At 69.3% G+C, this 16,692-nt stretch carries 13 protein-coding genes; 6 read left to right on the top strand and 7 right to left on the bottom strand.

Going from position 1 to position 16,692, the window contains the following annotated elements:
- Positions 1-83 precede the first annotated feature (83 nt).
- A complete protein-coding gene (locus tag ASF80_RS08585) occupies positions 84-2,372 on the top strand; it encodes a glycoside hydrolase family 3 C-terminal domain-containing protein (RefSeq protein WP_056309858.1) in 2,289 nt (762 codons plus the stop codon).
- Positions 2,373-2,455: 83 nt separating this feature from the next.
- Here the strand turns inward: ASF80_RS08585 and ASF80_RS08580 are convergent, their stop codons facing one another.
- The 6 genes from ASF80_RS08580 to ASF80_RS08555 all read right to left on the bottom strand — a co-directional run bounded on the left by ASF80_RS08580 (position 2,456) and on the right by ASF80_RS08555 (position 9,306).
- Complete coding sequence (locus tag ASF80_RS08580; protein ID WP_056309856.1) at positions 2,456-3,898, bottom strand: aldehyde dehydrogenase (NADP(+)); 1,443 nt, start codon at positions 3,896-3,898, stop codon at positions 2,456-2,458.
- Complete coding sequence (locus ASF80_RS08575; protein WP_056309854.1) at positions 3,895-5,061, bottom strand: mandelate racemase/muconate lactonizing enzyme family protein; 1,167 nt, start codon at positions 5,059-5,061, stop codon at positions 3,895-3,897. Before ASF80_RS08575 ends, ASF80_RS08580 begins: the two co-directional genes overlap by 4 nt.
- The gene (locus tag ASF80_RS08570; RefSeq protein WP_056309852.1) at positions 5,058-5,957 is read right to left on the bottom strand and encodes a 5-dehydro-4-deoxyglucarate dehydratase; all 900 of its coding nucleotides are present in this window, start codon (positions 5,955-5,957) and stop codon (positions 5,058-5,060) included. The genes ASF80_RS08575 and ASF80_RS08570 overlap by 4 nt, the downstream gene beginning before the upstream one ends.
- A 10-nt stretch (positions 5,958-5,967) precedes the next feature.
- Positions 5,968-6,891, bottom strand: a complete 924-nt coding sequence (locus tag ASF80_RS08565) for an NAD-dependent epimerase/dehydratase family protein (RefSeq protein WP_056309850.1) — start codon at positions 6,889-6,891, stop codon at positions 5,968-5,970.
- The gene (locus tag ASF80_RS08560) at positions 6,888-8,216 is read right to left on the bottom strand and encodes a Gfo/Idh/MocA family protein (RefSeq protein WP_056309848.1); all 1,329 of its coding nucleotides are present in this window, start codon (positions 8,214-8,216) and stop codon (positions 6,888-6,890) included. Before ASF80_RS08560 ends, ASF80_RS08565 begins: the two co-directional genes overlap by 4 nt.
- A gap of 85 nt (positions 8,217-8,301) precedes the next feature.
- Entirely contained in the window at positions 8,302-9,306 is a 1,005-nt protein-coding gene (locus ASF80_RS08555) for a LacI family DNA-binding transcriptional regulator (RefSeq protein ID WP_056311934.1), read from the bottom strand.
- A 74-nt stretch (positions 9,307-9,380) separates the two neighbouring features.
- On the opposite strand from ASF80_RS08555, the gene ASF80_RS08550 reads away from it, so the two are divergent.
- Positions 9,381-10,424 carry a M24 family metallopeptidase gene (locus ASF80_RS08550; protein ID WP_235559915.1) on the top strand — a complete coding sequence of 348 codons (1,044 nt, stop codon included), beginning with the start codon at positions 9,381-9,383 and terminating at the stop codon, positions 10,422-10,424.
- 157 nt (positions 10,425-10,581) lie between these two features.
- Here ASF80_RS08550 and ASF80_RS08545 read toward each other — a convergent pair whose 3' ends face one another.
- Positions 10,582-11,589 carry a LacI family DNA-binding transcriptional regulator gene (locus tag ASF80_RS08545; protein WP_056309846.1) on the bottom strand — a complete coding sequence of 336 codons (1,008 nt, stop codon included), beginning with the start codon at positions 11,587-11,589 and terminating at the stop codon, positions 10,582-10,584.
- A 150-nt stretch (positions 11,590-11,739) separates the two neighbouring features.
- On the opposite strand from ASF80_RS08545, the gene ASF80_RS08540 reads away from it, so the two are divergent.
- The 4 genes from ASF80_RS08540 to rhaS are packed head-to-tail and all read left to right on the top strand — an operon-like array spanning position 11,740 to position 16,442.
- Complete coding sequence (locus ASF80_RS08540; RefSeq protein ID WP_056309845.1) at positions 11,740-13,269, top strand: sugar ABC transporter ATP-binding protein; 1,530 nt, start codon at positions 11,740-11,742, stop codon at positions 13,267-13,269.
- On the top strand, positions 13,266-14,297 hold the full coding sequence (locus ASF80_RS08535; RefSeq protein ID WP_056309842.1) for an ABC transporter permease: 1,032 nt from the start codon (positions 13,266-13,268) through the stop codon (positions 14,295-14,297). The genes ASF80_RS08540 and ASF80_RS08535 overlap by 4 nt, the downstream gene beginning before the upstream one ends.
- Complete coding sequence (locus tag ASF80_RS08530) at positions 14,294-15,346, top strand: ABC transporter permease (protein ID WP_056309840.1); 1,053 nt, start codon at positions 14,294-14,296, stop codon at positions 15,344-15,346. The genes ASF80_RS08535 and ASF80_RS08530 overlap by 4 nt, the downstream gene beginning before the upstream one ends.
- A 55-nt stretch (positions 15,347-15,401) precedes the next feature.
- A complete protein-coding gene (gene rhaS / locus ASF80_RS08525) occupies positions 15,402-16,442 on the top strand; it encodes a rhamnose ABC transporter substrate-binding protein (RefSeq protein WP_056309838.1) in 1,041 nt (346 codons plus the stop codon).
- The last annotated feature ends 250 nt before the right edge of the window (positions 16,443-16,692 follow it).

Genomic DNA, 16,692 nt, shown 5'->3' with positions numbered 1-16,692 from the left:
TAATCCTGAACAACGTTTGAAATCCAATACCTACTCGCATATAGTTTTCGCAAGACACTGCTGTCGCCTGCGAAAGGAAGACCATGACCGAGCCCTCGGCATCCGACCTCACCCTCGAAGAGAAGGCTTCGCTCACGAGCGGAGCGGACTTCTGGACGACCAAGGCCATCGAACGCATCGGTCTTCCGTCGATCATGATGACCGACGGTCCGCACGGCCTCCGCAAGCAGTCGGGAGGCACGGATCACCTCGGCCTCGCCAGCAGCGTGCCCGCCACGTGCTTCCCTCCCGCCGTCGGCATCGGGTCGTCGTTCGACCCCGAGCTCATCGAGCGCGTGGGCGCCGCGATCGGCGTGGAAGCCGCTATCGAGGACGTCGCGATCGTGCTCGGCCCCGGCATCAACATCAAGCGCTCCCCGCTGTGCGGACGAAACTTCGAGTACTTCTCCGAAGACCCCATCGTGTCGGGCGTCCTCGGCGCGGCATCCGTGCGCGGCGTGCAGTCGCAGGGAGTCGGCACCTCGCTCAAGCACTTCGCGGCGAACAACCAGGAGTTCGACCGCATGCGCGCCAGCTCCGACGTCGACCCGCGCCCGCTGTACGAGATCTATCTGCGCGGGTTCGAGCGCGTCGTCAAGGATGCCCAGCCGTGGACGGTCATGTGCTCGTACAACCGCATCAACGGTGTCTACGCCTCGGAGGACCCGTGGCTGCTCACCCAGGTCCTGCGTGACGACTGGGGCTTCGACGGCCTCGTCGTCTCGGACTGGGGCGCGGTGAACGACAGGGTCGCCGGTGTCGCCGCCGGACTCGATCTCGAGATGCCGTCGTCGGGTGGACGAACGGATGCTCAGCTCGTCGCCGCTGTGCGCGCGGGTGATCTCGCCGAGAGCGTGCTCGACACGGCGGCAGCCCGAGCCATCGACCTGGTGCGCAAGGCCGGCGAGCGTCCGGCCGTGCCAGGGCCACTGGACGTCGACGCCCACCACGCGCTCGCGAGGGAGGCCGCCGGTCGCTCGATCGTGCTGCTGAAGAACGACGGCGATGTGCTTCCGCTCGCCGAGGGACAGAAGATCGCGGTCATCGGAGCCTTCGCCACCGAACCGCGCTTCCAGGGCGCGGGCTCGTCGCTGATCAACCCGACCCGAGTCGACAAGGCGCTCGACGAGCTGCGCGCCGTCGGCGGCGACGACGTCTCGTACGCGGCCGGTTACTCGGTCGCGGGCGGTGCGGTCGCGGCATCCGGTCGCTCCGACGACGACCTGCGCGCCGAGGCGGTGGCCACCGCATCCGCAGCCGACGTCGCCGTCGTCTTCCTCGGCCTTCCCGCCGCAGAGGAGTCGGAGGGCTTCGACCGTGAGCACATCGACCTCCCCGCCGACCAGCTCGCGGTGCTCGACGCCGTGATCGAGGCGAATCCCGCAACCGTGGTCGTGCTCTCGAACGGCGGCGTCGTGGCGCTGCCGTTCGCGGGCCGCGTTCCCGCGATCGTCGAGACCTGGCTGCTCGGCCAGGCAGGCGGAGGCGCCGTCGCCGACGTGCTGTACGGCGCGGTGAACCCGTCGGGCAAGCTCACCGAGACCGTCCCGGTGCGGCTCGAGGACAACCCCTCGTTCGGCAACTTCCCCGGGGAGTTCGGTCACGTCCGCTATGGCGAGGGTGTACTGGTCGGCTACCGCTGGTACGACGCGAAGGGCCTCGACGTCACGTTCCCGTTCGGCCACGGACTCTCGTACACGACGTTCTCCTACGGGGAGGCCTCGGTGTCGGTGGCCGCAGACGGCGACATCGTGGTGCGGGTCGACGTGACCAACACAGGAGCGCGTGACGGCCGCGAGGTCGTGCAGGTGTATGTCGCTCCGGTCGCCTCCGCCGTGCAGCGTGCGCCGCGCGAGCTGAAGGCGTTCTCGTCAGTGGCGCTGGCCGCGGGGGAGACCCGTACGGTCGAGCTCGTCGTCCGTCGGCAGGACCTGGCGTACTGGGACGTCCGCGTCGACCGCTTCATCGTCGAGAGCGGCGAGTACACGGTCGAGGTCGCGGCGTCGAGCCGTGACATCCGCTCGTCGTCGACCGTCTCGGTCGAGGGCGACGTCGTCTCGCTGCCCCTGACCATGAACTCGTCGATCGGCGACGTGGTCGCCCACCCCGTCGCGGGACCGATCGCGATGGCCGCGCTCGGCGGACTGATGGACGGGCTCACCGGAGCCGACTCGTCTGCCGCGTCGATGATGCCGAACGACGAGGCGATGGAGAAGATGATGGCCTCCTTCCCGATCGGACGCCTGATCGGCTTCCCCGGTGTCGACGTCACCTACGAGCAGATCGAGCAGCTGCTCGCCGGCGCGAACGCGGGAGTGCTGGCGCAGAGCTGACCGCCCTCTCCGGATGCCGAAACGCCCTCTCCGTCCTGCGACGGGGAGGGCGTTTCACATCGGGTGTGATCCGTGTGCCGCGATCAGGCCGGCAGCACGAGCGTGCCGTTGCGGCGGTGCGGCAGCCGCATGAGCATCTCGTCGCGGAGCACCTCGGGGAGCAGAGCCTCCGGTGCATCCTGGAACGCCAGCGGCCGCAGGAACCGGCGGATCGCCGAGGCGCCGACCGAGGTGTGCAGGGAGGTCGTCGCCGGCCACGGGCCGCCGTGCTGCTGCGACCAGGTCACCGCGACGCCCGTCGGCCAGCCCGCGAACAGCACGCGTCCTGCACGCTCCTGCAGCAGGTCGAGCGTCGTGGTGGAGTCTTCGCCGGGCTCGGCGTGCAGGGTCGCGGTGAGGCTCCCCGGCACGGTGGCGAGCGCCGCGTGCAGGTCGGCCTCGGAGTCGTAGCGGACGATGAGGGTGACCGGTCCGAAGCACTCCTCGAGCAGCGTCTCGGCTCGCGCGGCGACCGCACGCGCATCGGTGAGCAGGGCGACCGGGCGCACGCCGTCGACTTCGACGCCCTCGGCGATGATCGACACCGAGGGGTCGCCCTCGAGGTGCGCGAGGCCGGCGGGGAACGCCGCGGTGATGCGATCGGTGAGCAGCGGACCGCCCGAGGTCGCGGGCACGGCGGCAGCGACGGCATCCTCGAATCCCGAGCCTGCGGGAACGAAGACCACGCCCGGCTTGGTGCAGAACTGGCCGACGCCGAGCGTGAACGATCCGACGAGCCCCTGAGCCAGGGAGTCACCACGCGCGGCGACCGCGGCTTCGGTGATGACGACGGGGTTGATGCTGCCGAGCTCGCCGTAGAACGGAATCGGGTCGGGGCGTCCGGAGGCGAGGTCGAACAGTGCGCGTCCGCCCGACACCGAACCCGTGAAGCCGGCGGCCCGGACGAGCGGATGCTGCACGAGCGCGTTGCCCGCGTCGCGACCCTCCACGAGCGCGAGCGAACCGGCGGGGGCTCCTGCGGCCTCCAGCGCTGCGGAGACGAGTTCGGCGGTGCGCGCCGACAGTCGAGGATGGCCCGAGTGCGCCTTCACGACGACCGGATTTCCGGCGGCGAGGGCCGAGGCCGTGTCGCCACCGGCGACCGAGAACGCGAAGGGGAAGTTGGACGCCGAGAAGACGGCGACCGGGCCGAGAGCGGTGAGCAGGCGGCGCAGCTCCGGTCGCGGCGGGGTGGCGCCGGCATCCGGATCATCGACCGTGAGTTCGAGGTACGAGCCCTCCTCGACGACCGTCGCGAACAGCCGCAGCTGGCCGCTCGTGCGGGCGACCTCGCCGGTCAGGCGGGTCGCACCCAGGCGGGTCTCCTCATCGGCGATCGCGACGAGCTCGGCGACGTTCGCGTCGAGCACATCGGCCGCGGCACGCAGCCAGCTCGAGCGGTCCGAGGCGGGCGAGCGACGCCAGATCGGGGCAGCGGCGGCTGCGGCGCGGACGATCGCGTCGAGATCTTCGGGAGAGGTGGTCACGAGGGGTCCTTTCCTGCGGTGAACGCGGGGATATCGAGCTGAGGGTCGTCGGTTCGTGCGGTGGCGTCGGTGAGCGTCGGTGTGTCGAGCAGAGGGGAGAAGCGGATGCCGAGGCCGTCGTGCGCGTTCTCGGTGAGCCAGCCGTCGGCGATCGTCACCGGCGACGCGTCGACCAGGGCGCCCAGCGCGCCGAACCCGGCGTCCTCGACGTCTTCGACGAGCACCTCGGCTGCTGTCTCGGGCAGCGTCAGAGCGAGCTGACCCGAGAGCTCGGGCAGCAGGTGCGGGTGCAGGGCTGCGCCGTGAGACGCCGCCAGCTCGGCGATGCGGAGGAACGGGGTGATGCCGCCGACCCTCACGATGTTGGGTTGCACGATCTGCGCGGCTCCCGCGCGCAGGAAGTCGCCGAAGCGGTGCACGGTGTGCAGGTTCTCGCCGAGCGCGATCGGCACATCGATGCGCCGTGCGAGTTCCGTGTGGCCGTCGAGGTCGTCGGCCCGCAGTGGTTCCTCGATCCAGGCGAGATCGAACGGCGACAGTGCGTCGATCGACGTGGTCGCGCGCGCAAGATCCCACCGCTGGTTCGCGTCGATCATCAGAGACCGGTCGGGCCCCAACAGCTCGCGGACGGCGGCGACGCGATCGAGGTCTTCGGCGAGATCGGGCTTGCCGACCTTGATCTTCACGGCGGTGAACCCCGAATCGATCCACCGCTGCACCTGCGCGAGCAGCTCCTCGAGCGGATAGTGCAGGTTCACCCCCGAGCCGTAGGCGCGCACGCGCTCGCGGCGGCGGCCGATCACTCCTGACACCGTGTCGCCGGTCGACCGGGCCTCGGCATCCCACAGCGCGAGATCGAGCCCAGCCAGCGCGATCGTCGTGATGCCTCCACCTCCGGCTTCGTGCAGGTGCTCCCACAGGCCCTGCCAGGTCTCGCCGGGCACGGCTGATCGTCCGACCGCGGCGGGCCCGATGTCGTGTTCGAGCAGAGCCCTCACCGCGGGCGCCCCGATCTGCGGGCTCCACGAGAACCCCCAGCCCTCGACTCCGTCGGAGCGGACGACATGGGTCGCGATGACGCCGACCGAGGTGACGTCGGCAGCCCACGGGCGCGTCAGCGGCACCCGCTGCAGACGCGTCGTCAGACTCCGGATCGTGGTCACAGCAGCGCGCGCCCTGCGGCGAGGATCTCGGCGAGGCGTGCCTCCTGGGCGGGCGTGGGGTCGACGAGCGGTGCGCGCACCGACCCGACGGCGAGTCCCGACAGCCGCAGCCCCGCCTTGATCAGAGAGACGCCGAATCCGGGGGTCTCATCGCGGAGCTCGACGAGAGGTCGATAGAAGCCGTCGAGCAGTGCGAGGCGCCGTGCCTCGTCTCCCTCGGCGTAGGCGCGATAGTAGGCGTTCGCGATATCGGGCGCCATGGCGAAGGCGGCCGATGAATAGAGGGGAACGCCGATGCCGCGATACGCGCCCTGGGTGAGCTCGGCCGTGAGCAGCCCGTTGAAGAAGGCGAAGTCCGAGCGGCCCTCCTCGGCGACGGCGCGGACGATCACCTGCGTCGTGCCGATGTCGCCGGTGCCGTCCTTGAAGCCCACGACCTTGGGATTCGCGACGAGTCGGCGCACGGTCTCGACCGAGTACTGCGCGCTTCCGCGGTGGTAGATGATCACCGGCAGGCTCGCTGCCTCGACGATCTTCTCGACATAGGAGGCGAGTCCCGCCTGTGTACCGCCGACGAGATAGGGCGGCAGCACGAGGAGTCCGTCGGCGCCGGCATCCGCTGCGGCCTTCGCCACCTCGATCGCGTGGCCGAGCGGGCCACCGGCACCGGCGATCACCGGCACACGTCCGGCCACAGCGATGACAGCCGTGCGGGTGACGGCGGCGGCCTCGCTCGCCGACAGGGCGTGGAACTCGCCCGTGCCGCACGCGGGGAACACGCCGCCGGCTCCGGCCTCGACACCCGTCGCGACGTGGGCGGCAAGCAGCTCGTGGTCGATCGTGCCGTCAGCGGTGAACGGGGTCACCGGGAAGAAGAGGATTCCATCGAAGTCCATGTCGAGCCTTTCAGGAGACGGATGCGGTGGCGGATGCGGTGGAGGAAGCGAGCTCGGTCCGCCAGCTGCGGGTCGGGCGCCAGCCGAGCAGACGGGCGGCCTTGGCGGACGAGAAGGCGGGGGCGCTGCCGGTCAGGGCGCTGGCCGCGTGCTCGGCGCCGGGGTGGAATCGGGGGAGCAGCTCGCTCAGGGGGCGACGGGCGAGTGCATCGTCGGCGCCGACGAAGAAGACCTCGCCGTTCGGGATGTCATCGAGGGCGGCGAGCAGGGTGTCGGCGAAACCGGCCACGTCTCTGGCGTCGACGTAGTTGAACAGGGCGGGAGCCGACAGTGCCGGGTCATCGAGCCTTTCGAGCACGGTGTGACCCTGTTGCGTCGGAGCACCGGCCCACTCTTCCGGGGCGATCACGTAGCAGGGGCGAAAGGACGCGAAGCGCACGTCGTCGCCGGTCTGACGCCGCAGCATGTCGACGGTCTGCTCGATCAGCAGCTTCGACAGGGCGTAGGCGTTCCAGGGCTCGGTGGGCGAATCCTCATCGAGCGGCAATCGCTCCGGCGTCCATCCGCGTGGAGCGCCGTAGCCGATCACGGTCGGGCTGGAGGCAGCGACCACCCGATGGATGCCGGCGCGGACCGCTCCGCCGAGAACTGACTGCGCGAGAGCGCCGTTCGTGCGCAGGATGACGTCTTCCGGGGCGCTGAACGGCACAGCGATCGCTGCCAGGTGGATGAGTGCGTCGGCCTTCGTGCCGGCGAGTGTCGAGGCCGTGGCATCCGCATCGGTCAGGTCGAGGGAGAACTGCGTGATCCCGAGGCGATCGAGGTCGTCCGTCGGCTCGCGATCGATCGAGACGATCTCGTGTCCGGCATCGGCGAGGCCCGTCACGAGCGTGCGCCCGAGCCGGCCGGATCCGCCGGTGACGACGATCCTCATCGACGTGCCAGCAGGGCGATCCCCAGCTCGTCGACCTTCACGGGCAGCCCCGTCTCGAGCGAGCGGTTGCCGGCGATTCCGACGGCGATCGAGCGGATGCCGTCGGTCCAGTCGGCCGGGCGGGCGAGCGGGTCGTCTCCCGGGCCCTCGAAGACATCCGAGAGCAGCAGCTCGTCGCCGCCGCCATGGCCCCCGTCGCCGCCGTCGATCGGCACCTCGTAGGCCTCTTCCCAGTGCCGCTGCACGATCAGCCGCTCGCCCTCCGGGCGCAGCGAGGTGGTGCCGTCGCTGCCCGAGAGGCTGGGGTCGATGTGCGGATGCAGGCCCTCGCCCGCAAGGACTGCACCCCGCTCGATGACCTCGAGCTCGACCCGGCCGAGCGTGCCGTTGACCGCGACACGGTAGCCCTCCCACGGCGCGTGCGCGTTCAACGAGTAGGACATCGTCGCGCCCGAGGCGTAGTCGACGACGAGCGCGAGGTTGTCCTCGATCGTGATCCCCTCGCTGAAGACGTCGAGGTCGCGACGGTATCCGTCGTGCTCCTCAGCGTTCAGGTAGAGGGCGGTGAGGCGCTCGTCGGTGCGGAGATCGAGCTCGAACAGGTCGCCGCCGTCGTGCGTGCCGCGCGCGGGGCGCTCGCCCAGTCCGCGGGTCTGCGCGTTGTCGGCTCCGTAGAAGCGCAGCGCGCCCGAGGCGAAGACACGGGTCGGCTGCGAGCGGATCCACCAGTTCACCAGGTCGAAGTGGTGGCTCGACTTGTGCACGAGCAGACCGCCCGAGTTCTTCTTCTCACGGTGCCAGCGGCGGAAGTAGTCGGCGCCGTGGTTGGTGTCGAGCATCCACGAGAAGTCCACCGAGGTGACCTCCCCGATCGTGCCGTCCTGGATCACCTGGCGCAGCGCGCTGTTGCGAGGGGAGTAGCGGTAGTTGAACGTGAGCACGACCTGGCGGCCGGTGCGCTCCACCGCCTCTTCGATGCGGGCCGCGCTCGCCGCATCGATCGTGAGCGGCTTCTCGACGACGACGTCGGCACCCGCCTCGAGCGAGCGGACGATCAGCTCGGCGTGCAGGTCGTCGCGGGAGCAGATGATGACCCGGTCGACCTGTTCGTCGCGGATGACCTGCTCGAGCTCGTCGGGCGTCGCGAGTCGGGGAGCGGGTGCCCCGACCTCGGCGATGCGGTCCGCGTACAGCGCCGCCCGCACGGGATTGGGCTCGATGATCGCCACGAGCTCTGCTCTGTCGCGGTGGGTGCCGAGGATTCCCTCGATGTACATCTGGGCGCGGGCTCCGGCGCCGGCGAGGGCGTAGCGGGTCTTCGTCATCGTGATCCTTCTTTGACCTCGAACTCAGGAAACGTTTTCTCGACGATAGCACAGGGCGTATGTCGAGTCGTCGGGATGCGGACGCTCAGCCTTCGTGCGGGACCGCGGTGCTTCCGCGCACGACGAGGCTCGGCGTCACTGTGAGCGTCGGGGTGGGGTCGCCGCCGGTGAGCTGAGGGTGCATCGCAGCCCAGGCGGCGGCGCCGATCTCGACCGCAGGCACGGCGGCGGTGGTGAGCGGCGGCGAGGTGTAGGCAGCGAACGGGATGTCGTCGAAGCCGGTGATCGACAGCTGGCCCGGCACCTCCACGCGGCGCACGGTCAGCGCCGAGAGGAGACCCATCGCGACGAGGTCGTTGTAGGCGATCACGGCGGTCGCGCCGCTCGCGAGCACCTGATCGGCGACCGCGGTGCCGCTGTCGAAGTCGACACCCGCGGAGATCTCCTCGACCTCCAGGCCCGCCGTTCGCGAGATCGCTGCCGCGATCGCATCCTGTCGAGCCCTGTGGGTCACGCTGCGGGTGGCGCCGGCGAGATAGAGCAGCCGACGGTGACCGAGCGACGTCAGGTGGTCGACGATCTCGCGCATTCCCGACCCGTAGTCCGCGCCGACGACCGGTGCGCTCGGCTGGGGGCCGCGGTTGATCACGACGGCGGGGGAGAGCGAGGGGAGCAGCGTCGCGAGCTCCTCCTCGGGCATGCGCGGAGCGCAGAGGATCACACCGTCGGTACGCAGCCTGGTGGCCCTGGCGAGTGCGTGCTCCTCGTCGAGGTCTTCTCGCGAGTCGGCGACCAGTACGTGATATCCGTCGGCCGTGGCTGCCCGGCTGAGGCCGCGCAGGATCGCCTGGAACGTCGGGTTCTCGAGGTCGGGGATCACGACGGCGACGGTCTGCGTACGACCCAGCACCAGGCTGCGGGCGACCGGATTGGCCGTGTAGCCGAGCTCGGCTGCGGCCGCCTGAACGCGCTCCGCGAGTGCCGGATCGACCGTCGGATTGCCGTTCATCGCCCGTGACACGGTCGACAGTGAGACCCCGGCGAGTTTCGCGACGTCGGTGATGCCGGGGCGTGAGGATTCGCGTGCCATCAGCATCCCTTCGTTCCGCGATCGGTCGCGGCTGTCGTCATACTACGAGAAAACGTTTTGCAGGGGAGAGTCGCATGGTCGGAGCATCCGAGGACCGCATCGAGAAGCAGGATCGTGTCGCCCGAGTGCGGCGGGAGCTCGGCGGCGCAGCGCTCGTTCTGGCGTCGCATGAGGCGGTGTCGTGGTACCTCGAGGGCGTGCGCACCCACGTGTCGCTTGCGGGGCCCCCGGTGCTCGCCGTGCGTGCGGAGGAGGGCGGGGACGTGCTCTATGTCGCCGACAACGAGGCCGACCGGATGATCGCCGAAGAGCTGCTGCCCGAGGACGCCGATCGCATCGTGCGAGTGCCCTGGTGGATCCCGCCGGCGGTCGCCGCCGCCGAGATGGCGGGGGTCGCCGAGGCGGATGCTGCCACGCAGCTACGCGCGGCACGGGCGCGGATGCTGCCGGCCGAGCGTGCGAGATATCGCTCGCTCGGGCGTGAGACGGCCGAGACGCTCACCGATGTCCTCGCTCGGGTCTCGCCGGCGCAGAGCGAGCGCGCCGTCGCGGCCGTCGCCGCTGCAGAGCTGATCGCTCGGGGCATCGACCCGCTCGTCGTGCTGGTCGCCGGCGCCGAGCGTGGCGGGTTCCGGCATCCGCTTCCGACCGCCGGCGTGCTCGGCGAGCGCGCGATGATCGTCGTGTGCGGGCGACGCGACGGCCTGATCGCCAACGCGACCCGGTGGGTCGGTGAATCGGTCGACGAGGAGCCGATTCTGGGGGTCGAGCGTGCGTTCCTCGACGCGTCGGCACCGGGCGCGCGCCTCGACGAGGCGTTCGCGGCGGGGATCGCAGCGTACGCGCGCTTCGGGTTCGACGCCGACGAATGGCAGCACCATCACCAGGGCGGGCCGACCGGATATGCCGGACGCGACCCGCGTGCCACGGCATCCACTACCGATCTGCTCGTCGAGAATCAGGCGTTCGCCTGGAATCCGACCGGGCGGGGCCGCAAAGTCGAAGACACCATGCTGCGCACCGAGACGGGCTGGGAGGTGCTGACCGTCGACGAGCGCTGGCCCTCGGTCGAATACGAAGGGCTGCGGCGGCCGGTCGCGAGGGCGTACGAAAGCTGATCGGGGGTCTATCGCGGGTCTTATCGCGGGGCTGGGCGTCGAATGCATGCTCAGATGGCGGATGCATGCCGGAAAGGCCGATCTCGGCATGCACCTGTGTTCTCGGCATGCAGATGTGCGTGAGCCGCCGAGGTCGGCCGGGGAAGACGGCGTCGGATCAGCCGCCGGTGGAGCGACGCACGATCAGCTCGGGCGGGAACACGGTCTGCCGCGGGATGCTCTCGGGGTCTGCCGCCTCTTCGAGCACGATGCGCAGCGCGGTGCGGCCGATCATGCGGCTGGGCTGGCGGATCGATGACAGCGGTACCGCGGCCGCGGCGGCGAACGGATTGTCGTCGAAGCCGATCAGCGCGATCTCGTCCGGTACCAGCACACGACCGCCCGACACGAGCGACTGCAGCAGCCCGAGGGCGAGCAGATCGTTGGCGGCGAAGAGCGCATCCGGCCACTCGCGCCGCGGACGGGTGAGCAGGCGCGCACCGGCGGCGACGCCCTCTTCGACGGTCATCGCCGACGTCGGCACGACCTCGAGCTCGACGTGCACCGCCGCGTTCTCGGCCGCCGCACGGGCTCCCGCGAGACGATCGGTGACCTGGCGCATGTCGAAGGGGCCGCCGACGAAGGCGATGCGTCTGCGCCCGCCCTCAATCAGGTGCTCGACGGCCAATCTGCCGCCGGCGACGCTGTCGACCGAGACCGACGAGAATCCGCTGTCGGCGCTGAACCGGTCGACGAGCACGGTGGCGATGCCGCTCGCGCGGAACCGGCGCAGCTGCGTCATGACGTCGCCGTACGGGGCGATGAGCAGTCCGCGCACCTGCTGCTCGCGGAACAGGTCGAGGTAGACCTTCTCGCGCGAGGGGTCGTCGTCGGTGTTGCCGTAGAGGATCGCGATGCCGTGGCTGGACGCCTCGTCCTCCGCGCCGCGCACCACGTCGTTGTAGAACGGGTTCTGTCCGTCGAGCACCACGAATCCGACGGTCGTGCTCACGCCGGCTCTGAGCTTGCGGGCCGCGTCGTTGCGCACGTAGCCGAGCTCTTCGATCGCCTGGGTGACGCGTTCGACCGAGTCGCTCGAGACCTCGTCAGGGCGGTTCAGGACGTTCGACACCGTGCCCACCGAGACGCCCGCACGGAGCGCGACATCGCGGATGCTGATCGGCATTCGGCTGTCCTCTCGTCGTCGGGCGGATCACGCTTCGGCATCAGGGGTTGACCTGAGACCGGCATCACATACACTAGCCTGAAACGAGCTTGAATCGATTCAGGTAAAGTTCATTCCGATCATCATCCCCCTCAACGGAGAGGAAAGCCAGTGGTAGACGCAGCCTCCGCCCGCAGCGCTCCCCCCACCGCGCTCGAGCTGCATCGGGTCGTGAAGTCCTTCGGCCCCGTCGTCGCGCTCCGCTCCGGCAGCCTGACGCTCCGCCCCGGTTCCATCCACGCCCTCATCGGCGAGAACGGCGCAGGCAAGTCGACGCTCGTGAAGATCATGGCCGGTCTCTACCGCCGCGACTCCGGTGACTTCCGCCTGCACGGCGAAGAGGTCGACTTCACCAGCACCGCTCAGTCGAAGGCCGCGGGCATCGCGGTGATCTACCAGGAGCCGACGCTGTTCCCCGACCTCTCGGTCACCGAGAACATCTTCATGGGGCGCCAGCCCACCGGCTTCCTCGGCCGCATCGACCGCAAGGCGATGCGCACCGAGGTCGACCAGATCTTCCGTCGCCTGGGCGTGACGCTCGACCCCGATCGGATCACCGAGGGACTGTCGATCGCCGACCAGCAGATCATCGAGATCGCGAAGGCGATCTCGCTCGATGCGAGCGTGCTGATCATGGACGAGCCGACCGCCGCCCTCAGCGGCGTCGAGGTCGACCGCCTGTTCGCCGTCGCCAGGAGCCTCCGCGACGAGGGGCGAGCGATCCTGTTCATCTCGCACCGCTTCGACGAGGTCTTCGATCTGTGCGACACGGTCACCGTCATGCGCGACGGCGCCTACATCGACACGACCCCGATCGCCCAGACCACGGTCGACGACCTGGTCAGGCAGATGGTCGGCCGCGACGTCACCGAGCTCTTCCCGAAGCAGGACGCAGTGATCGGTGAGCCGCTGCTCGAGGTCACAGGCCTCAACCGTCCCGGCGTCTTCCACGACATCTCGTTCACCGTGCGAGCGGGCGAGATCGTCGCCCTGGCCGGCCTCGTCGGAGCAGGCCGCTCCGAGGTCGCCCGCGCGATCTTCGGCGTCGACCCGTACAGCGGGGGCGAGGTGCGGATGCTGGGCTCGGCCGTCGCACGCCGCAATCCCACCGCCGCGATGCGCAGCGGCCTCGCGCTCGTGCCGGAGGACCGCCGCAAGCAGGGGCTCGTGATCGATGCGGGCGTCGGGGGCAACATCACCCTCGCGATCCGTCGGCGTCTGTCGAAGTGGGGCCTGATCACCAGCGGGATCGAGAACCGCGCCGCCAAGGAGTGGGCGTCCCGTCTCGAGGTCAAGACCCACGCGCTCGACACCGTGGCAGCCACGCTGTCCGGAGGAAACCAGCAGAAGGTCGTGCTGGCCAAGTGGCTGGCCACCGACCCGCGGGTCCTGATCATCGACGAGCCGACGCGAGGCATCGACGTCGGCACGAAGTCCGAGGTGCACCGACTGCTCTCGCAGCTCGCGGGCGAAGGGCTGGGGATCCTCATGATCTCGTCCGAGCTCCCGGAGGTCCTCGGCATGGCCGACCGGGTGCTGGTCATGCGCGAAGGCCGCATCACCGCCGAGATCTCCCGCGACGACGCCACCAGCGAGAACGTCATGTTCGCCGCCACTCACTCATCGGAGCTGCACTCATGAGCCTCACCACCGCGCCGGCGGCCGCCGCTCCGGCGATCTCGAAGAAGCCGGGCGGCATCGGTCGCGCGCGTGAGTTCGGCATCCTCGCAGCTCTCGTGCTCGTCGTGATCGCCGCCACCGTCAAGAACCCGAACTTCCTGTTCAGCTCCGACGGCTGGCGCGACCTGCTGCTGACGCCGTCGATCCTCATGCTCGTCGCGGTCGGCCAGGCGATCGTGATCATCACGCGCAACGTCGACCTCTCGGTCGGCTCGGTCATGGGGCTCACGGCCTACCTCACCGGACGCCTGTTCGTCGACGTCCCGGGAATCCCGATCGTCATCGTTGTGATCGCGGCCGTGCTGCTCGGAGCCTTCCTCGGTCTCGTGAACGGCGCCCTGGTCGCATTCGCGAAGGTGCCGGCGATGGTGATCACGCTCGGCACGCTGTATGCCTATCGAGGCATAAACGTGCTGTGGACGGGCAGCGATCGCATCAACGCCTCCGACATGCCCAAGGACTTCCTCGCTCTCGGCACCCAGCAGATCCTGTTCATCCCGGTGCTGTCGATCATCGCCGTGATCGTGCTCGCGATGGCCGCCTGGTACCTGCGCAACACCCGCGGCGGCCGCGAGTACTACGCGATCGGCTCCGACCCGTCGGCTGCAGAGCTCTACGGTCTCAAGGTCACTCGCCGCGTGCTCTCGGCGTTCATCCTCTCGGGCGCACTCGCGGGTCTCGCCGGTGTCTTCTATGCCGCTCGCTACGGATCCATCAGCTCGCAGGCCGGCAGCGGCTGGGAGCTGGATGCGGTCGGTGCAGCCGTCATCGGCGGCATCGCGATCACCGGCGGTGTCGGCACGGTCTGGGGAGCGGCCATCGGCGCGATGCTCCTGATGACCATCAACCGTGCGCTGCCCATCCTCGGCATCCCCGACTTCTGGCAGCGCGCCGTGGTGGGTGTGCTGATCATCGGGGCCATCGTGCTCGACCGGGTGCTCGCGGTCAGACAGAGACGCCAGCTCATCGAGGCGAGGGACGAATCATGACCACGACAACGACGACCACGTCGACGCGCGTCATCCGCGACTACGACCGTCCGCTCTGGCGGCGCATCTTCATCAACCGCGAGTTCGCGATCATCGCGCTGCTCGTGCTCGTGACGATCGTCGCGGCCATCTCGATCCGCGGGTTCGCGCAGCCGATCACCGCGAACTACCTGCTGCTCGACGTCGCACCGATCCTGCTCATCGCCCTGCCGATGACACTCGTGATGATCACCGGCGAGATCGACCTCTCGGTCGGATCCATGGTCGGGCTCGCCAGCGTCGTCACGGGTGTGCTCACCGAATCCGGTGCGCCGTTCGAGGTCGCGGCTCTCGCCGCTCTGCTGGTCGGAGTGGTGGGCGGTGCGTTCAACGGCTTCCTCGTGACGATCGTCGGTCTGCCCTCGCTCGCCGTCACCATCGGCACCCTGGCTCTCTTCCGCGGCCTCGCGGTCGGCCTTCTCGGAACCACGGCCGTGACCGACTTCCCCGAGGCCTGGACCGCTCTCGCGAAGGCGAAGATCGCCGGAACGACGATCCCGTACATCGTGATCCCGTTCCTGATCCTGCTCGTGCTGTTCGTCGTGCTGCTGCACTTCACGCCGTTCGGTCGTGGTGTCTTCGCGATCGGCCTCTCGAAGGACGCCGCGCGTTTCTCGGGCGTCAACGTCGAGCGCACGAAGTTCATCCTGTTCGTGCTCTCGGGCGTCGTCGCCGCCTTCGCCGGAATCTTCTACACGCTGCGGTTCGGCAGCGCACGAGGTGACAACGCGACGGGGCTCGAGCTGCAGGTCATCGCGGCGGTGGTGCTCGGCGGCGTCTCGGTCTTCGGCGGACGCGGGCACCTGCACGGCGTCGTCGCCGCCGTGCTCCTCATCGGGGTGCTCGGCAGCAGCCTGCGTCTCGCCGGCGTCACCTCCGACGTCATCAACATCATCACCGGTGGACTGCTGATCTTCTCGGTCGTCGCAGCCAGCGTCCTCGCCTGGGCGCAGCGCGTCCGTGCGAAGGCCGGTCCGCCACTGCGCGTAGCAGCCTCCCCCGCACCATGAGGCAGCCTCTCATCGCCGGCACCCGCCTGCGGTGATCATCACGAAAGGAAGAACAATGACGTTTGCACGTAAGAAGATCGCGGGGTTCGCGGCGGTCGCCGTGGCCGCAGCGCTCGTGCTGACCGGCTGCGCCGACACCAGCGGCGGCTCCGGCGGATCGGGCTCGGAGGGCGGAGGATCCGACAACCTCTCGATCACGTTCCTGCCCAAGAACCTCGGCAACCCGTACTTCGACACCTCGAGCGAGGGCGGCAAGACCGCCGTCGACGAGTTCGGCGGCACGTTCGCCGAGGTCGGCCCGGCTGAGGCCACCCCCGACGCCCAGGTCAGCTACATCAACACCGCGACGCAGCAGGCCGTCGGCGCGCTGGTCGTCTCGGCCAACGACCCGAAGGCGATCTGCGACGCACTGAACGAGGCGCGTGACGCGGGCGTCAAGGTCGTCACCTTCGACTCCGACACGAACCCCGAGTGCCGCGACCTGTTCATCAACCAGGCCGACTCCGAGGGCATCGCCAAGGTGCAGGTCGACCTGATCGCCGACCAGATCGGTGGAGCGGGCGAGGTCGCGATCCTGTCGGCATCCGCCAACGCGACCAACCAGAACGCCTGGATCGACCTGATGAAGGAGTACGTCGCCAGCGAGTACCCCGACATCACGATCGTCGAGACCGTCTACGGCGACGACGACGACCAGACCTCGTTCGACAAGACCGCGGCCCTGCTGCAGAGCCACCCGAACCTGAAGGGCATCATCTCGCCCACCACGGTCGGCATCGCTGCTGCCGCTCGCTACGTCTCGACCTCGGACTACAAGGGCAAGGTCGCGATCACCGGTCTCGGCACCCCGAACCAGATGCGCGAGTACGTCGAGGACGGCACCGTCACCGCGTTCGCGCTGTGGAACCCGGCCGACCTCGGCTACCTGGCGGCCTTCGCCTCGAAGGCGCTGATCGAGGGCGACATCACCGGCGAGGAGGGCGACACCTTCGACGCGGGCGAGCTCGGCGAGTACACGGTCGGCGCTGACGGCGTCGTGCTTCTGGGCGACCCGTTCGAGTTCAACGCAGACAACATCGGCGACTTCGACTTCTGAGTCGGGTTCGTGGGGGCGTCGGGGCTTCGGCTCCGGCGCCCCTTTCGTGTGTCGGGATCGTTCCTTCTTCGGCGCCCGACGCGGCCGGCATCCGCATCCGAACGGGGATCCCGCACCGGCATCCCACACCGGGATTTTGCACCCGCCCCTGCGTCGACGGGTACAGATGCATGCCGAAAAAACGGATGGATGCTGAGAAAAGGTGTTCTCGGCATCCATCCGTGATCCGGGCAGCCGAATGTGCGGCTGC

Source organism: Microbacterium sp. Leaf159, assembly GCF_001423615.1.
Taxonomy (GTDB): Bacteria; Actinomycetota; Actinomycetes; order Actinomycetales; family Microbacteriaceae; genus Microbacterium.
Note: the sequence above shows the minus strand (reverse complement) of the source record. Positions and strands in the feature narration are given on the sequence as shown.